Origin of the sequence: Streptomyces sp. NPDC057565 (assembly GCF_042801455.1) — a bacterium.
Lineage (GTDB): Bacteria > Actinomycetota > Actinomycetes > Streptomycetales > Streptomycetaceae > Streptomyces > Streptomyces yanii.
In genome coordinates this window covers 198,711-215,564 of sequence record NZ_JBHVFU010000005.1, presented here as the reverse complement: position 1 = coordinate 215,564, position 16,854 = coordinate 198,711, and the positions used below count along the sequence as shown (strand labels likewise).

Here is a 16,854-nt window from a genome sequence, read left to right as displayed (position 1 = left end):
ACGACGATGACCGAGGCGCAGGAATCCGAGTACGGCGGGCAGTCCGTGCCGCAGACCCGCACGGCACGCCACCGCCGGATCGTGGACATCCTGAACCGGCTGCCGGTGCGCTCGCAGAGCCAGCTGGCCAAGCTCCTCGCCGACGACGGGCTGAGCGTCACCCAGGCGACGCTCTCCCGCGACTTGGACGAGCTGGGCGCGGTGAAGATCCGTAACACCGGCGGCGAGCTGATCTACGCGGTACCGAGCGAGGGCGGTTTCCGCACCCCTCAGGCGCCGCTCGGCGAGTCGGCCAAGGAGGAGCGGATGCGGCGCCTCTCCGCCGAACTGCTCATTTCGGCGGAGGCGTCGGCCAACCTCGTGGTGCTGCGTACGCCTCCGGGCGCGGCCCAGTTCCTGGCATCGGCCATCGACCAGGCCGAGCTGCAGGACATCCTCGGCACCATCGCGGGCGACGACACGTTGATGCTGATCAGTCGTGACCCGGCGGGCGGTCAGGCACTCGCCGACCATCTGTTGCGGCTGGCGCAGAACGGCCGCTGAGCCCGCGCGGGCTCTTCTTTCCGGGGCGGGACGGACCCTGGGCGTCCGGACCGACCCGGGAGAGGGGTCCTGGGCGCCCGGATCAGTAGCGGGTGATCGCGGTCGGGCCCGAACGGGTCCCGATTGCGATGTGCGGCCGGCGGTCCGGGTCCGCCCAGGCGAGGGTCCGGTCCATCGCGGCCGCCGGTACGGAGACGCAGCCGGCGGTCGCCCCGTCCCCGTTCACATGCAGAAATATGCCCGCACCCCGCCCGCGTACCGGTCGGTCGTAGTTGAATCCGACCACCAGTGCGCGGGCGTACTGCGTCCCGTACGCGATCAGGTGCTCGGCCTCGCCCGCCCGGCAGTCGGCGGGCAGCGGCTCCACCCAGCGGTTGTAGCGGGAGGCCTCGTTGTCCTGGCACCACCACGACCGGTCGCTGACCCGGCGGTACGGGTAGGCGGTCCCGGCCGGGGCCGCCTTGATCCCGAAGGCGTACGGCAGGTCGTACAGACCGGTGGGCGTGGTGTTCGTGCCCTGGACCCGCTGCTTCCCCTCCGCCAGTCCCTTCGCCCCGAACCGGGCCGACGCCGACCCCATCCGTACCCACTGCCCGGACCGCAGGTTCCACCAGCTCACCGTCCCCGTGGTGGATCCGGTGCCGGGGGCCTCGGCGGTGATCAGCTGCGTGCCGCCGCCCGTGTCGGCCATCCGCTCCGGCAGCGGCGGCGTGACGGCGGGCCGCGCCGCCACCGAACCCGTGAGGGCGAGCAGAACCGAACCGGTCACCAGTGATATGCGCATGTCCCGGACCGTAGACGCGACGCCGCCGGTCCACCCCCCCCGGGCCTGCTCCGTACGGACCAACGCCCGGCGGCTCATTCCGCGGCGGGCATGCCCGGCAGCGGGAGCGGCAGCCCCGGGAGGCCGTCGATGCTGGTGGCGACGTGCTCCTTCTTCTCGAAGTACTCGCTGAGCGAGGCGTCGTCCTCCCGTGCGAAGCGCTGGGCGTGGAGGGGCCGGTCCTCGTCGTAGGACATGAAAGGCACGGCGTATCCGCAGGTGTCCCGGATCAGCTCGGCCGTCACCACGATGATCGCGCGCAACCCGTGCGGTGTGGGGTCGATGCCGGGAAAGTGGGCGAGCAGGCCGGTGAATCGAGGGTCGTCGCGGAAGACGGGCTCGCCCTGGCCGTGCACCCGCACGATGTTGGGCGGGCCCTGGAAGGCACACCACATGAGGGTGATGCGGCCGTTCTCGCGGAGATGCGCCACGGTCTCCGCGTTGCTCCCGGCGAAGTCCAGATAGGCCACGGTCCGCTTGTCGACGACCGCGAAGGATCCGCTGACGCCCTTGGGGGAGAGGTTGACCGTGCCGTTCCCGTCGAGGGGCGCGGTCGCCGTGAAGAAGAGGTGCTGCTCTTCGATGAAGGTTCTGAGCCGTCCGTCGATGCGTTCGTACGTCTTTCCCATGAGGCGATTATCGGTGCCAATGCGGCGCCCGACAGGGGCATTTCAGCCGGTGGGACGCGGCTGGCGGACCGTCGCGCGGAGGTGGGCTCGCAACAGCCGCTCGGCCGCCACGTGCAGCGCACGCGGTCGGTCCGCCCCGGTCCTGACGAGCAGCCACTCGTGCGGTATCCGGTCGGCGTCCGGCAGCAGAGCCCGCGTCACCGCCCGGACGACGGCGGGTGACGGGTCGTCGAGGAGCGGCCGCGGAGCCGGGGAGCGGGCGGCCCACTCGAGTGCCGCCTCCCGGATCCGGCCGTCCGGATGACACAACGCGACAGCGAGCCGGGCCCGGCATTTACGGTCCGGGATCGAACGTTCGGGTGAACCGTTCACCAGCGGCTTTGACAAATCATACGGAGGTCTGCATAGTTATACCTACAGAGGTTGCACCGTGTCGAAGATCGCCGCGCAGCGCGATCTGCAGGCGTAGCCTGACGACCTGGCCTGACGCCCACCCGTTTACGTCACCGCCTCCCCGTTTCCTCCACGGCGGGGAGGCGGTCGCACATCCATCCCCTGGCATTTCCGAGGAGCACGCAGTGAGCAACGGCACCGGCAACAGCGACGTACGCCTCTGGGGCGGCCGTTTCGCCGACGGCCCGGCCGAGGCGCTGGCCAAGCTGTCCGCCTCCGTCCACTTCGACTGGCGGCTCGCGCCGTACGACATCGCCGGCTCCCGCGCCCACGCGCGTGTCCTCCACAAGGCGGGCCTGCTCACCGCGGACGAACTGACCCGCATGATCGCCGGGCTCGACCAGCTCGAAGCCGATGTCGCCGACGGAACCTTCACCGGCACCATCGCCGACGAGGACGTCCACACTGCGCTGGAGCGCGGCCTGCTGGAGCGCCTCGGCAAGGACCTCGGCGGCAAGCTGCGCGCCGGCCGGTCCCGCAACGACCAGGTCGCCACGCTCTTCCGGATGTATCTGCGCGACCACGCCCGGATCATCGGTGGCCTGATCGCCGAGTTCCAGGACGCCCTGGTCGGTCTCGCCGAGGCGCATGCGGATGTCGCCATGCCGGGCCGTACGCACCTGCAGCACGCGCAGCCCGTCCTCTTCGCCCACCACGTCCTGGCCCATGTGCAGCCCCTGTCCCGGGACGCCGAGCGGCTGCGGCAGTGGGACGAGCGCACGGCCGTCTCCCCGTACGGTTCCGGCGCACTCGCCGGTTCGTCCCTGGGGCTCGACCCGGAGGCGGTCGCCGCCGACCTCGGCTTCGAGCACGGTTCCGTCGCCAACTCCATCGACGGCACCGCCTCCCGCGACTTCGTCGCCGAGTTTGCGTTCATCACGGCGATGATCGGCGTCAACCTCTCCCGGATCGCGGAGGAGGTCATCATCTGGAACACGAAGGAGTTCTCCTTCGTCACCTTGCACGACGCCTTCTCCACCGGGTCGTCGATCATGCCGCAGAAGAAGAACCCGGACATCGCCGAGCTGGCCCGCGGCAAGTCCGGGCGTCTGATCGGCAACCTGACCGGCCTGATGGCCACGCTGAAGGCTCTCCCGCTCGCGTACAACCGCGACCTCCAGGAGGACAAGGAGCCCGTCTTCGACTCCTGCGACCAGCTCGAAGTCCTGCTGCCGGCCTTCACCGGCATGATGGCCACGCTCACCGTCAACCGGGAACGGATGGAGGAGCTCGCACCGGCCGGCTTCTCGCTCGCCACCGACATCGCCGAATGGCTGGTCAAGCAGGGTGTCCCGTTCCGTGTCGCGCACGAGGTCGCCGGCGAATGCGTCAAGGAGTGCGAGCAGCAGGGCATCGAGCTCGGCGAGCTCACCGACGCCCAGTTCGCGAAGATCTCCGCGCACCTCACCCCCGAGGTCCGCACGGTCCTCAACGTGCCGGGCGCGCTGGCCTCCCGCAACGGCCGCGGCGGCACGGCCCCGTCGGCCGTCGCCGTACAGCTCACCGAGGTCAAGGCCGACCTCGCCGTCCAGCACGCATGGGCGACCGCGAAGAGCTGACAGCGGCCCGGACTCAGGCGACGAGGCGGGGAGCGGTCGTGCGCTCCCCGCCTCGTCGCGTCCGTACGGACGGGCGACCGAACCGCGACGAGGGCGTCCGGGGTGCGGCCGACCCCCACGTCACCGCTGTGACGGTGAGGACGCCGACACCCGCACTCGCCGGGCCGATGACCATCGGTCTGCTCCAGCCGGTGCCCATCCGGCTGAAACTCCGGACGGCATGGAAGCCGACCTGCCGGCCGGCCTCGACCAGGTCGGCGCAGGTCCGAGGGGTGAGGTCCTCCTGCCCGGCCCGCTCCCGGCCGGCGAGGACCCGATCGGCCGAATCCCGCGTCTGGACGCACGGGAATCCGGCTGCGTTACGTTGGCGGGGAGCACCCCATCAACGAGGAGCCCGCGATGCCCTTCGGACGCCTGGCCTCGGCCACGACCCCGACCGCCCATATCGGGCTCGGCCTGGCCGCGGTCGGCCGGCCCGGCTACATCAATCTCCACCGCGACCGGGACCTGCCCGAGGACCGGAGCGTCGACGCCCTGCGCGAGCGCACCCATGAACTGCTCGACGCCGCCTACGCCCAGGGCGTCCGCTACTTCGACGCCGCCCGCTCCTACGGCCGCTCCGAGGAGTTCCTCGGCGCCTGGCTGGCCGCCCGTCCCGAGGTGCGTGATGTCGTCATCGGCAGCAAGTGGGGCTACACCTACACCGCAGACTGGAGCGTCGACGCCGAGGCGCACGAGGTCAAGGACCACAGCCTCGCCACGTTCGAGCGGCAGCGCGCCGAGACCGAGGCGCTGCTCGGTGACCGGCTCGACCTCTACCAGATCCACTCCGTGACCGCCGACAGCCCGGCCCTCACCGACAAGGAACTCCACGCGCGGCTCGCCGAACTCGCGGCGGACGGGGTCAGCGTCGGACTCTCCACCAGCGGCCCCGCCCAGGCGGACGCCATCCGTGCCGCGCTCACCGTCAGGGTCGACGGCGAACCCCTCTTCCGTACCGTCCAGGCCACCTACAACGCCCTGGAGACCTCGGCCGGTTCTGCGCTCGCCGAGGCGCACGAGGCCGGGCTGACCGTGATCGTCAAGGAAGCCATGGCCAACGGACGCCTCGCCGGAACGGATGCCCCGGCGATCGTCCAGGAAATCGCGGCCGAGGCGGGCCTCGGGAGCGACGCGGTCGCGCTCGCGCTGGTACTGCACCAGCCGTGGGCCGGCGTCGTGCTCTCCGGCGCGGCGACGGTCACCCAGCTCGCCGGGAACCTGCACGCCCCGCTTCTCGGCCTCGACGAGGAGCGGCGGTCCCAGCTCGACGCGCTGGTCGAGGAGCCCGAGGCGTACTGGCGCCACCGCGCCGCGCTGCCCTGGAGCTGATCGGCGGCGCGCCTGCCGATTCCTCGATCATCGGCCGTTCTGTCACATCGGCGCCGTTCCATGCGTCAATGCTCTGACGGCACGCGACGGAGGAATGGGCCTGTGGACGAGAACGAGTTTCTGGCAGCACGCTTCGAGGAGAGCCGGACGCATCTGAAGGCCGTGGCCTACCGGATGCTCGGCTCGCTGAGCGAGGCGGAGGACGCCGTCCAGGAAGCGTGGATCCGGCTCAGCCGCTCCGACGACCGGCAGATCGACAACCTGGGCGGCTGGCTGACCACGGTCGTCGGCCGGGTCTGCCTGGACATGCTGCGCTCCCGCCGGTCCCGGCGCGAGGAGCCGTTGGAGGCACAGACACCCGACGGACACACCCCCGATCCGGTCCTCGGTCCGCAGCCCGGCGGTGACCCCGAGCAGCAGGCGCTGATCGCCGACTCGGTCGGGCTCGCACTGCTCGTGGTGCTGGAGACGCTGGACCCCGCCGAGCGGCTGGCGTTCGTGCTGCACGACATGTTCGCGGTGCCGTTCGACGAGATCGGGCGCATGGTGGACCGCACCCCGGCCGCGGCCCGCCAGCTCGCCAGCAGGGCGCGGCGCCGGGTCCAGGGTGTGGACCCGGCGCCCGATCCCGATCTCGTCCGCAGGCGCGAGGTCGTCGAGGCGTTCCTTGCCGCCGCCCGGGGCGGCGACTTCGACGCACTCGTCGCCGTGCTCGACCCGGACGTGGTGGCACGGTCCGACGGCGGCGCGGGTGCCCCGTCGCTGGTGCGCGGAGCCGCGTCGGTCGCCCGCCAGGCGATGATGTTCGCGCCGTTCGCCCGGTCCTCGCAGATGGCGCTCGTCGACGGGGCCCTCGCGGTCATCTCGACCCGCGAAGGACAGCGGTTCTCGGTCATGCGGTTCACGATCGAGCGAGGCAGGGTCACCGAGCTGTACGTGATCAACGACCCGGCCCGGCTGCCGGAGCTGGATCTGACCGTGCTCAACGACTGAGCAGGGCCGCGGACCAGGGCTCAGTTCTCGTCCCGGTCCGCCGCCCACCGGGCGAGCGCGTCGAAGTCGGCGCGCTCCAGCCCGATCCGCGGATCGATCTGGAGCAGCAGCGACCGGCCCGGTCCCTGTCGGGCGATCCACGCCCGGTCCCGCTCGGTTATCTCGTCGTCGACCCACGCGAACGGCCGCCCCGCCGCGTACTCCACGACGTACTGCGTCTTCCAGAGCGTCCCGTCCGGCGCGCTGCCGTGCATCGCCGGCCAGTCGATGTACGGCAGCGGTGGCAGTCCGAGATGCGGGCCGATCCACTCGTTGGCCTCGTCCTCCCAGGTTGTCGCCCAGACCAGGGCGTACCGGTCGGCGAGCGCCAGCAGCTCCGCCCCGTGCGCCGGGTTGAGCAGGACGGGCAGTGCGGGCCCGACGGTCCACCCCGTCGGCCTCATCCGGTGTCTCGTATATCCGTCGGGGACGTGACGGCGTGACAGTGCCGCGTACGGATTGAGCGGACCGTCGATGTCGATCAGCAGCAGCGGCTTCATGGCGCCATGGTCCCGCCACCTGGCAGGAAGGGGCGACGCATTATTCAGTGAGACATTCTTGTCTCATGTGGGTTACTCTCGTCTCATGACTCTTGACCGTGAGCAGGTATTGCGCAGTGCCGCCGCTCTACTGACACGTAAATCGACCGCCACCATGGACGAGGTCGCGCGCGCGGCGGGCATCGGGCGCGCCACCCTGCATCGGCACTTCGCCGGACGGGACGCTCTGGTCAGAGCGTTGGAGAACCTGGGCATCCAGGAGTTCGAAGCGGCCCTGGACGCCGCTGAGCTCGACAGGGGAACCTCGGAGGAGGCGCTGCGGCGGCTGATCGCGGCCGTTGAACCGAGCGCCGGACTGCTGTCCTTCCTCGTCACGGAGAACCAGCTCTTCGAGGGCGAGGAGGTGAACGAGGGCTGGAACCGGACGGACGCAAGGGTCTCCGCCTTCTTCCGGCGCGGCCAGGAGCGCGGCGAGTTCAGGATCGACCTGACCCCGGCCTGGCTGACCGAGGCCCTCTACGGACTCGTCTCCACCGGTGCCTGGGCTGTCCAGGTGGGCCGGGTTGCCGGACAGGACTTCCAGTACATGATCGTCGAGTTGCTGCTCGGCGGAGCACGCCGGAGCGCGGAGCAATGACCAGCATCGACCAGCGCACGGAGACGTCGGACGAACTGCGCCGACCCGGGCGGTGGATCGCGCTGGCCGTCCTCGTCCTCGCCGTGCTGCTGGTGGCCGTCGACGCCACGGTCCTCGGTCTGGCGACACCGTTCCTCACCGAGGATCTCCAGCCGACCGGCACCCAGCTCCTCTGGATCGGCGATGTCTACTCGTTCGTCATCGCCGGACTCCTGGTCTCCATGGGCAGCCTCGGTGACCGCATCGGCCGCAAGAAGCTGCTGCTGAGCGGCGCCACCGCGTTCGGTGCGGTCTCCGTGCTGAACGCGTACGCGAGCAGCCCCGAGACGATGATCCTGGCGCGGGCACTGCTCGGGGTCGCCGGCGCCACTCTGATGCCGTCCACCCTCGCCCTGATCCGCAACCTCTTCAACGACCCGCGCGAGCGCAGCTTCGCCATCGGTATCTGGGGGGCCATGGCGTCGGCGGGCGCGGCCGTGGGTCCGGTCGTCGGAGGATTCCTGCTCCAGCACTTCTGGTGGGGCTCGGTCTTCCTGATCAATCTGCCGGTGATGGTGGTCCTCGTGGTCGTCGGCATCCGCATGATTCCGGAGTCGAAGAACCCGGCGCCCGGCCCCTGGGACCTGGCCAGTGTCGCGCTCTCCCTGATCGGCATGATCAGTGTCGTGTACGCGATCAAGGAGCTGGCCGCGCACGGGGCGAGCGGGGAGGTCGCGGTCTTCGGTATCGGCGGTGCGGGCGCACTGTACTGGTTCGTCCGCAGGCAGCTGAAACTCCCCGAGCCGCTGCTGGACATGCGGCTCTTCCACCACCGGGGCTTCTCGGGCGCAGTCCTCGCCGACCTGCTCACCATCCTCGGCCTGTCCGGGCTCGTCTTCTTCCTCTCCCAGTTCCTGCAACTGGTCCAGGGACGCGGACCGCTGGAGGCCGGGCTCGCCGAACTGCCCGCGGCCGTCGGCTCGGTTGCCTGCGGTCTGGTCGCGGGCATGACCGCCCGCCGCTTCTCGGTCAGGTCCGTGGTCTCCGCCGGACTGGCGGCGGTCGGCGTCGCACTCGCCGGCGTCACCTTCGTCCACCAGGAGACCGGCTATCCGCTGATCGGCTTGCTGCTGCTGGTCGTCGGCATCGGCGCGGGCTTCGCCTTCACCGTGACCGCGGACGTGATCCTCTCCAGCGTCCCGAAGGAGTACGCGGGCTCCGCGTCCGCGGTCTCCGAGACGGCGTACGAGCTCGGCGCGGCCCTGGGGATCGCTCTGCTCGGCTCCATCGTCACCGGCGTCTACCAGGACTTCGTCACCCCGACCGGCGTCCCGGCCGAGACCGCCGCGGCCGCCCACGAGTCACTGGGCGGCGCGGTCGAAGCGGCCCACGGTCTGCCGGAGGCGCAGGGGAACGCCCTGGTCTCCGCGGCGCAGGCCTCGTTCGTCGACGGGCTGCACATCGCTTCGGGCGTCGGCGCTGTGGTCCTGCTGGCGACGGCCGTCGCTTCCTGGTTCCTGTTGCGCGGCCAGGCGCTGGAGGAGGGGATCGAACACCCCTAGCGGCGTCCTGACCCCTCCTTCTGCGGCCATTCGGGTTGTCTCGACATACGGAAGGGCCCGTACCGCCGAATGGGGTACGGGCCCTTCCACAAGTCCGATCAGGCGGCCTTCGCCTTCGTCGCATACATGTCGACGTACTCCTGGCCCGACAGCCGCATCACCTCGGCCATCACGGAGTCCGTCACCGCCCGCAGGACATAGCGGTCGCGGTCCATGCCCTCGTACCGGGAGAACTCCATCTGCTCGCCGAAGCGGACCGTCACCTTGCCGGGACGGGGCAGACCGGCACCACCGGGCTGCAGCTTGTCCGTGCCGATCATCGCGAACGGCACCACCGGCGCGCCCGTCATCAGCGTCAGCCGGGCGATGCCCGTACGACCGCGGTAGAGGCGGCCGTCGGGGGAGCGGGTGCCCTCCGGGTAGATGGCGAACGCCTTGCCCTCCTCCAGCACCCGACGGCCCGTCATCAGCGCTGCGACACCGCCGCGTCCGCCGTCCCGGTCCACCGGGATCATGCCGCAGCCGGTGAAGAACCAGGCCATCATCCGGCCCTTGAGGCCCTTGCCCGTCACGTACTCGTCCTTGCCGATGTAGAACACCGGCCGGTCGCAGCAGATCGGCATGATCATCGAGTCGATGAACGTCAGATGGTTGCCCGCGAGGATCACCGGACCGTCGCCCGGAATGTTCTCCACGCCCTCCACCTGGGGGCGGAACATCAGGCGCAAGATCGGTCCGAGCACTGCCTTGATGAGTGCGTGTCGGGACAACGGTTCCTCCGGTGTAGTGGCCGGCCGGCCGAGGCGCGGGATCGTGACGGTCCATGCAGGTGAGGACGATACTCGCGGGTACTCGCTGATCGCACATCGGGTTCATCGAGTCGACACGCAGTGTTGACGTGTGTTTCCGCCATGTTCGTCCATGAGCTGCCGTCCGGACGGTGTGGCTGCCTACGATCGGGCCTCGCTCGACGGTGCCACACATCACATGCGAGGGAGCATTCATGACAGAGCGTGCGCAGGCGAACCCCGGTCGTCGGACCGTCCTGGGAGCGGGAGCGGCCGTACTCGGCACGGCCGCGCTCGGACTTCCCGGCACGGCGGACGCCGCCGAGCGGTCCGGTGGCCACGGCGGCGACCACGGCAGCCCGCTGGACCTTCCCGTGCCGACCGTCATCGGTCACCGCGGCACCAGTGGCTACCGACCGGAGCACACCCTCGGCTCGTACCAGTTGGCCCTCGACATGGGCGCGCACATCATCGAGCAGGACCTGGTCCCCACCAAGGACGGCCATCTCGTCTGCCGTCACGAGAACGACATCACCGCCACGACCGATGTGTCGGCCCACCCCGAGTTCGCCGGCCGCAGGACCACCAAGAAGGTCGACGGGGTCTCCCTGACCGGCTGGTTCACCGAGGACTTCACCCTCGCCGAGCTGAAGACGCTGCGCGCCAAGGAGCGCATCCCGGGCAACCGCCAGAAGAACACCCTCTACGACGGCCGCTGGGAGGTCCCGACCTTCGAAGAGGTGCTCCAGTGGGCCGACCGCGAGGGCCGCAGGCGCGGCAAGCAGATCTGGCTGTACGTCGAGACGAAGCACCCCACCTACTTCCGCGGCCTCGGGCTCGGTCTGGAGGAGCCGCTCGCCAAGCTGCTGCGCCGCTACAACCGCCACCGCGCGCAGTCGCCGCTGATCCTCCAGTCCTTCGAACCCAGCAGCATCCAGCGGCTGTCGAAGCTCGTCGCCTCCCCGCGCGTCGTCCTGCTCTCCGGCGCCGGATCGCGGCCCTGGGACTTCGTCGCGACCGGCGACCCGCGCACGGTCGACGACCTCGTGACCCCCGCGGGGCTGAAGTGGATGGCGTCCTTCGCACAGGGCATAGGCCCCACGCTGGACCTGATCATTCCCAAGGACGCGTCGGGCCGGCTCACCACGCCGACCTCCCTCGTGCGGGACGCGCACGAGCAGGGCCTGATCCTGCACCCGTACACGATGCGCAACGAGAACTCCTTCCTGCCCGCCGACTTCCGTCGCGGCACCGACCCCAACGCGTACGGCGACGCATTCGGCGCGTTCCGGACGTACTTCGCGACCGGTATCGACGGGATCTTCTCCGACAACCCGGACACCGCCCTGCTCGCCGCCGAGGACTTCGCGAAGAACTGACATATCGCGCCGCGTCAGCACCCGGCCGGCCATGCCCCGGTCGGGTGATGTGCCCCGCGGACGGCAACCGCCCGTCCGCGGCGGCACGTCGGGTGAGGCATGACGCTTCCCGCAGACGCCCCCGCCGCCGTCGTGCGCGCCCTGTACCCCCTCGTCAGTGCCGAGGCGACGGCCGAGGCCGGCTGCGCGGCAGTGGGCGCGGCCGTCGAACCCGCCGATCTCGAACAGACCGTCTGGCTGCGGTTGCTGGAACTGCTCGCGGACCGGACGCCGCCGGCCGATCCGGCCCGCTGGGTCCGCGACACCGTACGGGAGGAGGCGCGCCGCGCCCGCCGTACCGCGCGGCGCGAACGTCCGTACGCCGATGGGACCATCCCGGATCCGGCCGACTGCCCCGAGCGGTCCGCGGTCGGCGCCGACGAGCGCCGTGCGCTGCACGCCGCGGTGGAGCGGCTGCCCGGACGGTGCGCGAGCCTGCTGGCGGCGATGCTCGCCCCGACCGATTCCACCTATAAGGAAATCGCAGGGAAGTTGGGTATGTCACAAGGCAGTTTGGGGCCGATCCGTTCCCGATGCCTTGGATGTCTGCGCAGAATGCTCGCGGCGGAGGTTGTCGTTCCTGAACTGCGGGGATAGGAGCAGGGGACAACCGGTGGACCAGGTGAGCGGGAGGCATGCACACATGGGCATGAGTGTGATCATCTCGGCGGCGACCGCGGAGGACGCCGAACAGATACTGAAGCTCCAGTACCTCTGTTTTCAGGGCGAGGCGGAGCTCTACGGGAATTACCGCATCGACCCGCTGGTGCAGACCCTCGACTCGGTCCGCGACGAAGTGACCGCGAACCTGGTGTTCGTGGCACGGCTCGGTGACGAAGTCGTCGGTTCGGTACGCGGATCCACCGATCCGGACGGCATCGGAGAGATAGGCAAGCTCTGTGTGCACCCCCGGCTCCAGGGGCACGGGCTCGGCGCCCGGCTGCTGAACGCCGCGGAGTCCGCACTCGCCGACCAGCGGTCGGCCACTCGGTTCCGGCTGCACACCGGGCACCGCAGCGAGACCAATCTGCGGCTCTACCGGCGAGCCGGTTACGCCCCTGTGGGCAGCGCCACCGGTCAGGACGGTGTCCGGCTGATCCTTCTGGAGAAGGACGTTGCCGAGCAGGCCTACGTCGCCAGCGCCTAGGGCATGTGTCGGAAGTCCCGCCGTCCGCCCGAAGGGCGGGCCCGGCGGCGTCCGGTGCGTGCGATCGCAAGGCGATCGGACGTCCTCGTAGTGGAGCTACCAGGGCTTTCGTCCAACGCGGAAGGCGGCCCCCTTGGCCCTCAAGGCCTTGGGGGAGGGTGTGCCGGACGGCGCGACGGGGCAGAGCTTGCCGGGAGGGACCCCAGGGATGCGGGCGTTACGCGTTCTTCGCGCGACGCAGCCAGATCATCCCGGTGACCGGCAGGATCACCGGGATGAACAGGTAGTCCCTGCCGAGGTACGACCAGACGGTGGCGTCCGCGAAGGCGGACGGCTCGACCAGCGTCCACGTACCGACGATCAGCACGCCCGCGAGCTCGGCGGCGCAGCACACCAGCGCCGTCCTGCGCGCCTTCTCGCCGCCGCGCACCAGCGAGTACGTGATGAAGCCGTACACCAGCGCGGCGAGGGCCGACAGCACATAGGCGAGCGGCGCCCTGCCGAAGTCCAGGATCATCTGGACGATCGCGCGGGAGGCGGCGGCCACGGTGAACACCCCGTAGAACCAGACCAGTACGCGGCCCGGTCCGCTGCCCAGCTGGAAGCCGGTCTTCTCGCCGGCGGTGCGGCGATCGGTGTCGGTCACGTCAGCTTCCCCAGATGTCGTAGAGCCGTACTTCCAGGACGGCCAGTACGACCGCGCCCGCCGCCACCGTCACCGATCCCCACCGGGTCCGCTCGGTCAGCGACAGGAAACCCGCTGCGGGCACGGCCGCGAAGGCGCCGATGAGATAACAGATGAAGATCGTCATGCCCTGCTCCGGCCGCTGACCCCGGGCCAGCAGCACGATCCCCACCACCAACTGGGCCAGCGCCAGCAGCGACACCACGGCCATTCCGATGAAGTGCCAGTCCTTGGTCGGCTGGTCCCGGTAGGCGGCGAAACCGCACCAGGCGGCGAGGGCGAGCGCGGCCACGGCGACCGCGACCGTCAGGGCGACAAGCATGAGCCGAGGGTATTACGGGCCGGACGGCGTCCCGCGTGCGCCCCCGGCCCGGGCCGCCCGGTGCGGAGGCGCGTGCAGATCCGCGCCCCGGCGCTGCTTCCGGCGACAGGGAGCAAGGCCGTGGCCTTGGCCACAACGCACGACAGGTCCGGGCCGCCCGCAGATGCCGTCCCACCGCCCTGCCGCCGCATCGATGCAGGTCGCGCAGGGTTTCACCGGGGTCGCGACTGCCCGGGGCACAGGTCCACGGATTGACCAGGACTGTCCGCTATTCGGACAGGCGGGCTCGATGGAACGGGACGTCTGTTTTACTTGCCCCATGACCACGACGAGCAGCCGCATCCTTGCGACCGAGGCGATCACCACGCCCGGTGCCCGTTGTATGTGTCGAATGCGCGCCTTCTGAGGGCCCCCGCCTGAGCCTCGCGCCCCGAAGCGAGACCGAGCCTGCCGTCCGCACCCAGCGGAACGAGCCTGCCCCCGCATGCGCTGCCCCCCGGTCACCCGCCGCCCGCAGCCTGCCGAGACCCACCGGCCCGAACATCCGAGTCCGAACAGTCTCATCAGACGAACGCCCCGTGCCCGGCGGACACCGCGCCGTGCACTCGACAGTGACGGAAACCCTGTGATCACCACTACGGGCCTCACGAAGGTCTACCAGTCGCGCGGCCGTGAGGTCACCGCCCTGGACGGCGTCGACCTGCACGTCCGCGAGGGCGAGGTGTACGGCGTCATCGGACAGAGCGGCGCCGGCAAATCCTCCCTGATCCGCTGCATCAACCTGCTCGAACGCCCCACCTCCGGCACCGTGACCGTGGCCGGTCAGGACCTCACCGCCCTCGCGGGCCGGGGCCGCCGGGCCGGCAAGGAGCTGCGCGAGGCGCGCAGCCGCATCGGCATGGTCTTCCAGCACTTCAACCTGCTGGCCTCGCGCAATGTCCAGGACAACATCGAGCTGCCGCTCGAGATCCTGGGCGTCCAGGGCCGGGAGCGCACCCGCAAAGCCCTCGAACTCCTCGACCTGGTCGGCCTCGCCGACAAGGCGAAGGCGTACCCCGGCCAGCTCTCAGGCGGTCAGAAGCAGCGCGTCGGCATCGCCCGCGCCCTCGCCGGGGATCCCAAGGTGCTGCTCTCCGACGAGGCGACCTCCGCCCTCGACCCCGAGACCACCCGCTCCATCCTGCAGCTGCTGCGCGACCTCAACCAGCAGCTCGGCCTGACCGTCCTGCTGATCACGCACGAGATGGACGTCGTCAAGACGATCTGCGACTCGGCCGCGCTCATGCAGAAGGGACGCATCGTCGAGTCCGGCACCGTCGCTGAACTGCTCGCCACCCCCGGCTCCGAACTGGCACACGAGCTGTTCCCGGTCGGCGGTACGGCCTCCGGCCCCGACCGCACGGTCGTCGACGTCACCTTCCACGGCGAGGCGGCGTCCCAGCCGGTGATCTCCCAGCTCTCCCGTACGTACAACATCGACATCTCGATCCTGGGCGCCGCGATGGACACCGTCGGCGGCAAGCAGATCGGCCGGATGCGGATCGAGCTGCCCGGCCGCTTCGAGGAGAACGTCGTACCCATCGGCTTCCTGCGCGAGCAGGGCCTGCAGGCCGAGGTCGTGGACACGGCCGCCGCCGGCATCCCCGTACAGACTCCCGCCCCGCTCACCCAGACCCCGCTCGCCAAGGAGGTGGCCAAGTGACCTGGTCCGAAATGCAGCCGCTGCTGTCCCAGGGAACCGTCGACACCCTCTACATGGTGCTGTGGTCCGCGCTCGTCACCGTCCTCGTCGGACTGCCCCTCGGCGTGCTGCTGGTCCTCACCGACAAGGGTGGACTGCTCCGGAACACCGTGGTGAACAAGGTCATCGGCGTGATCGTGAACATCGGCCGCTCGCTGCCGTTCATCATCCTGCTGATCGCCCTGATCCCCTTCACCACCTGGGTCGTCGGCACCTTCATCGGCCCGACCGCGATGATCGTGCCGCTCGCCGTCGGCGCCATCCCGTTCTTCGCCCGGCTCGTCGAGACATCGATCCGCGAGGTCGACCACGGGCTCGTCGAGGCCGTCCAGTCGATGGGCGGATCCATCCCGACGATCGTCCGCAAGGTGCTGCTGCCGCAGGCCCTGCCGTCGCTCGTCTCCGGGATCACCACCACTGTCATCGTGCTCATCGGGTACTCCGCGATGGCCGGCGCGGTCGGTGGCGAAGGGCTCGGCTCCAAGGCCGTCACCTACGGATTCCAGCGCTTCGACAACCGGTTCATGCTCATCACCGTCGCGCTGCTCGTCGTCATCGTGACCGCGGTCCAGCTGATCGGCGACATCGCCGTACGCCTGCTGGCCCGGCGGGGCCGCACCGCCTCCTGAGACTTTCTCTCCGCTCACAAGCCCGAACTCCTTGTCCGGGCGCACCACCCTCACCACCAGAAAGAGGCACTTTTCGTGCGTAAGAACATCAAGATCACCGCAGCTGCCGCCGCCACCGCCGCCCTCGCCTTCGGCCTCACCGCCTGCGGTACGTCGTCCGACCCGGCCTCCAAGAGCGAGACCGGCGCGAAGGCCGATACCTCCAAGGCGCTCGTCGTCGCCGCGTCCCCGACGCCGCACGCCGACATCCTGAACTTCGTCAAGAAGAACCTGGCGGCCAAGGCGGGCCTCAAGCTCGAGGTCAAGGAGTTCACGGACTACGTCCTGCCGAACACCGCCACCGAGAACGGCCAGGTCGACGCCAACTTCTTCCAGCACCAGCCGTACCTCGACGACTTCAACAAGAAGAACAACACCCACATCGTCGCGGTCGCCAATGTGCACCTGGAGCCGCTCGGCCTCTACTCCAACAAGGTCAAGGACCTGAAGGACATCAAGGCCGGCCAGACCATCGCCGTACCGAACGACACCACCAACGAGGGCCGCGCCCTCCAGCTCCTCGCCGCGAACGGCCTGATCACCGTCAAGGACGGCGTCGGCACCAACGCCAAGATCAGTGACATCACGGACAAGAAGGGCCTGGAGTTCAAGGAGCTGGAGGCCGCAACCGTCCCCCGCGCCCTGAACGATGTCGACGCCGCCGTCATCAACGGCAACTACGCCATCGAGGCCAAGCTCAAGCCCGCCAAGGACGCCCTCGTGCTGGAGAAGGCGGACGGCAACCCGTACGCCAACATCCTCGCGGTGAAGGAGGGCAACGAGAAGGACGCCCGCGTCCAGAAGCTCGTGAAGCTCCTCCACTCCGACGAGGTCAAGAAGTTCATCGAGGACACCTACCAGGGCTCGGTCATTCCCGCCTTCGGTGCCCTCGGCAACTCCTGACATCCGTACCGCACCTGCGTGGCCGAGCCCCGCGCACCCCACCGGGGTGTGCGGGGCTCCGCCGTGCGGACCCGGCCATGCGCAAGGTCCGTCC

The 16,854-nt window shown here is 69.9% G+C and carries 19 protein-coding genes; 12 read left to right on the top strand and 7 right to left on the bottom strand.

The genetic code is table 11. The features are described 5' to 3' along the window. Positions 1-6 precede the first annotated feature (6 nt). Positions 7-543 carry an arginine repressor gene (locus ACFU8W_RS13455; protein WP_037698928.1) on the top strand — a complete coding sequence of 179 codons (537 nt, stop codon included), beginning with the start codon at positions 7-9 and terminating at the stop codon, positions 541-543. Between the two features lie 82 nt (positions 544-625). Here the strand turns inward: ACFU8W_RS13455 and ACFU8W_RS13450 are convergent, their stop codons facing one another. From ACFU8W_RS13450 to ACFU8W_RS13440, 3 genes are all read right to left on the bottom strand, one after another. Beyond that, on the bottom strand, positions 626-1,327 hold the full coding sequence (locus ACFU8W_RS13450; protein WP_384035743.1) for a L,D-transpeptidase: 702 nt from the start codon (positions 1,325-1,327) through the stop codon (positions 626-628). A 74-nt stretch (positions 1,328-1,401) separates the two neighbouring features. Further along, complete coding sequence (locus ACFU8W_RS13445; protein WP_384035740.1) at positions 1,402-1,995, bottom strand: pyridoxamine 5'-phosphate oxidase family protein; 594 nt, start codon at positions 1,993-1,995, stop codon at positions 1,402-1,404. Between the two features lie 42 nt (positions 1,996-2,037). Next, a complete protein-coding gene (locus ACFU8W_RS13440) occupies positions 2,038-2,367 on the bottom strand; it encodes a hypothetical protein (protein ID WP_384035737.1) in 330 nt (109 codons plus the stop codon). Between the two features lie 206 nt (positions 2,368-2,573). Between ACFU8W_RS13440 and argH the strand changes: the two genes are divergently transcribed. From argH to ACFU8W_RS13425, 3 genes are all read left to right on the top strand, one after another. Beyond that, on the top strand, positions 2,574-4,007 hold the full coding sequence (gene argH / locus ACFU8W_RS13435) for an argininosuccinate lyase (protein ID WP_345513127.1): 1,434 nt from the start codon (positions 2,574-2,576) through the stop codon (positions 4,005-4,007). A 399-nt stretch (positions 4,008-4,406) separates the two neighbouring features. Then, positions 4,407-5,378, top strand: a complete 972-nt coding sequence (locus ACFU8W_RS13430) for an aldo/keto reductase (protein ID WP_345513128.1) — start codon at positions 4,407-4,409, stop codon at positions 5,376-5,378. 102 nt (positions 5,379-5,480) lie between these two features. After that, entirely contained in the window at positions 5,481-6,371 is an 891-nt protein-coding gene (locus ACFU8W_RS13425) for a sigma-70 family RNA polymerase sigma factor (protein WP_345513130.1), read from the top strand. A 20-nt stretch (positions 6,372-6,391) separates the two neighbouring features. On the opposite strand, the gene ACFU8W_RS13420 is transcribed toward ACFU8W_RS13425, so the two are convergent. Then, positions 6,392-6,910, bottom strand: a complete 519-nt coding sequence (locus ACFU8W_RS13420; RefSeq protein WP_384035731.1) for a hypothetical protein — start codon at positions 6,908-6,910, stop codon at positions 6,392-6,394. 85 nt (positions 6,911-6,995) lie between these two features. Between ACFU8W_RS13420 and ACFU8W_RS13415 the strand changes: the two genes are divergently transcribed. Next, positions 6,996-7,547: a TetR/AcrR family transcriptional regulator gene (locus ACFU8W_RS13415; RefSeq protein ID WP_384035728.1), complete on the top strand. Its 552-nt coding sequence runs from the start codon at positions 6,996-6,998 to the stop codon at positions 7,545-7,547. Further along, entirely contained in the window at positions 7,544-9,088 is a 1,545-nt protein-coding gene (locus ACFU8W_RS13410; protein WP_384035725.1) for an MFS transporter, read from the top strand. The genes ACFU8W_RS13415 and ACFU8W_RS13410 overlap by 4 nt, the downstream gene beginning before the upstream one ends. 98 nt (positions 9,089-9,186) lie before the next feature. On the opposite strand, the gene ACFU8W_RS13405 is transcribed toward ACFU8W_RS13410, so the two are convergent. Continuing rightward, complete coding sequence (locus tag ACFU8W_RS13405) at positions 9,187-9,858, bottom strand: lysophospholipid acyltransferase family protein (protein ID WP_345513134.1); 672 nt, start codon at positions 9,856-9,858, stop codon at positions 9,187-9,189. A 233-nt stretch (positions 9,859-10,091) separates the two neighbouring features. Between ACFU8W_RS13405 and ACFU8W_RS13400 the strand changes: the two genes are divergently transcribed. From ACFU8W_RS13400 to ACFU8W_RS13390, 3 genes are all read left to right on the top strand, one after another. Continuing rightward, a complete protein-coding gene (locus ACFU8W_RS13400) occupies positions 10,092-11,255 on the top strand; it encodes a glycerophosphodiester phosphodiesterase (protein ID WP_345513135.1) in 1,164 nt (387 codons plus the stop codon). 99 nt (positions 11,256-11,354) lie between these two features. Then, on the top strand, positions 11,355-11,891 hold the full coding sequence (locus tag ACFU8W_RS13395; protein WP_345513136.1) for a sigma-70 family RNA polymerase sigma factor: 537 nt from the start codon (positions 11,355-11,357) through the stop codon (positions 11,889-11,891). Positions 11,892-11,937: 46 nt separating this feature from the next. Continuing rightward, entirely contained in the window at positions 11,938-12,441 is a 504-nt protein-coding gene (locus tag ACFU8W_RS13390) for a GNAT family N-acetyltransferase (protein ID WP_384035720.1), read from the top strand. 217 nt (positions 12,442-12,658) lie between these two features. On the opposite strand, the gene ACFU8W_RS13385 is transcribed toward ACFU8W_RS13390, so the two are convergent. Together ACFU8W_RS13385 and ACFU8W_RS13380 are read right to left on the bottom strand one after the other, a co-directional pair. Beyond that, a complete protein-coding gene (locus tag ACFU8W_RS13385; RefSeq protein ID WP_384035718.1) occupies positions 12,659-13,087 on the bottom strand; it encodes a hypothetical protein in 429 nt (142 codons plus the stop codon). A 1-nt stretch (position 13,088) separates the two neighbouring features. Further along, on the bottom strand, positions 13,089-13,448 hold the full coding sequence (locus ACFU8W_RS13380) for a hypothetical protein (protein WP_384035715.1): 360 nt from the start codon (positions 13,446-13,448) through the stop codon (positions 13,089-13,091). A gap of 625 nt (positions 13,449-14,073) precedes the next feature. On the opposite strand from ACFU8W_RS13380, the gene ACFU8W_RS13375 reads away from it, so the two are divergent. From ACFU8W_RS13375 to ACFU8W_RS13365, 3 genes are all read left to right on the top strand, one after another. Beyond that, positions 14,074-15,150, top strand: coding sequence for a methionine ABC transporter ATP-binding protein (locus ACFU8W_RS13375; protein WP_384035711.1), 1,077 nt, complete (start codon positions 14,074-14,076; stop codon positions 15,148-15,150). Next, on the top strand, positions 15,147-15,818 hold the full coding sequence (locus tag ACFU8W_RS13370) for a methionine ABC transporter permease (protein ID WP_345513140.1): 672 nt from the start codon (positions 15,147-15,149) through the stop codon (positions 15,816-15,818). Before ACFU8W_RS13375 ends, ACFU8W_RS13370 begins: the two co-directional genes overlap by 4 nt. A gap of 75 nt (positions 15,819-15,893) precedes the next feature. Next, positions 15,894-16,760, top strand: a complete 867-nt coding sequence (locus tag ACFU8W_RS13365) for a MetQ/NlpA family ABC transporter substrate-binding protein (RefSeq protein WP_345513141.1) — start codon at positions 15,894-15,896, stop codon at positions 16,758-16,760. Positions 16,761-16,854: the final 94 nt, after the last annotated feature.

Bases quoted from the DNA above. Each gene is read 5' to 3' on its own strand.
- ACFU8W_RS13455 (WP_037698928.1), top strand. From the start codon at position 7: ATGACCGAGGCGCAGGAATCCGAGTACGGCGGGCAGTCCGTGCCGCAG.
- ACFU8W_RS13450 (WP_384035743.1), bottom strand. From the start codon at position 1,327: ATGCGCATATCACTGGTGACCGGTTCGGTTCTGCTCGCCCTCACGGGT.
- ACFU8W_RS13445 (WP_384035740.1), bottom strand. From the start codon at position 1,995: ATGGGAAAGACGTACGAACGCATCGACGGACGGCTCAGAACCTTCATC.
- ACFU8W_RS13430 (WP_345513128.1), top strand. From the start codon at position 4,407: ATGCCCTTCGGACGCCTGGCCTCGGCCACGACCCCGACCGCCCATATC.
- ACFU8W_RS13420 (WP_384035731.1), bottom strand. From the start codon at position 6,910: ATGAAGCCGCTGCTGCTGATCGACATCGACGGTCCGCTCAATCCGTAC.
- ACFU8W_RS13415 (WP_384035728.1), top strand. From the start codon at position 6,996: ATGACTCTTGACCGTGAGCAGGTATTGCGCAGTGCCGCCGCTCTACTG.
- ACFU8W_RS13410 (WP_384035725.1), top strand. From the start codon at position 7,544: ATGACCAGCATCGACCAGCGCACGGAGACGTCGGACGAACTGCGCCGA.
- ACFU8W_RS13400 (WP_345513135.1), top strand. From the start codon at position 10,092: ATGACAGAGCGTGCGCAGGCGAACCCCGGTCGTCGGACCGTCCTGGGA.
- ACFU8W_RS13395 (WP_345513136.1), top strand. From the start codon at position 11,355: ATGACGCTTCCCGCAGACGCCCCCGCCGCCGTCGTGCGCGCCCTGTAC.
- ACFU8W_RS13390 (WP_384035720.1), top strand. From the start codon at position 11,938: ATGGGCATGAGTGTGATCATCTCGGCGGCGACCGCGGAGGACGCCGAA.
- ACFU8W_RS13380 (WP_384035715.1), bottom strand. From the start codon at position 13,448: ATGCTTGTCGCCCTGACGGTCGCGGTCGCCGTGGCCGCGCTCGCCCTC.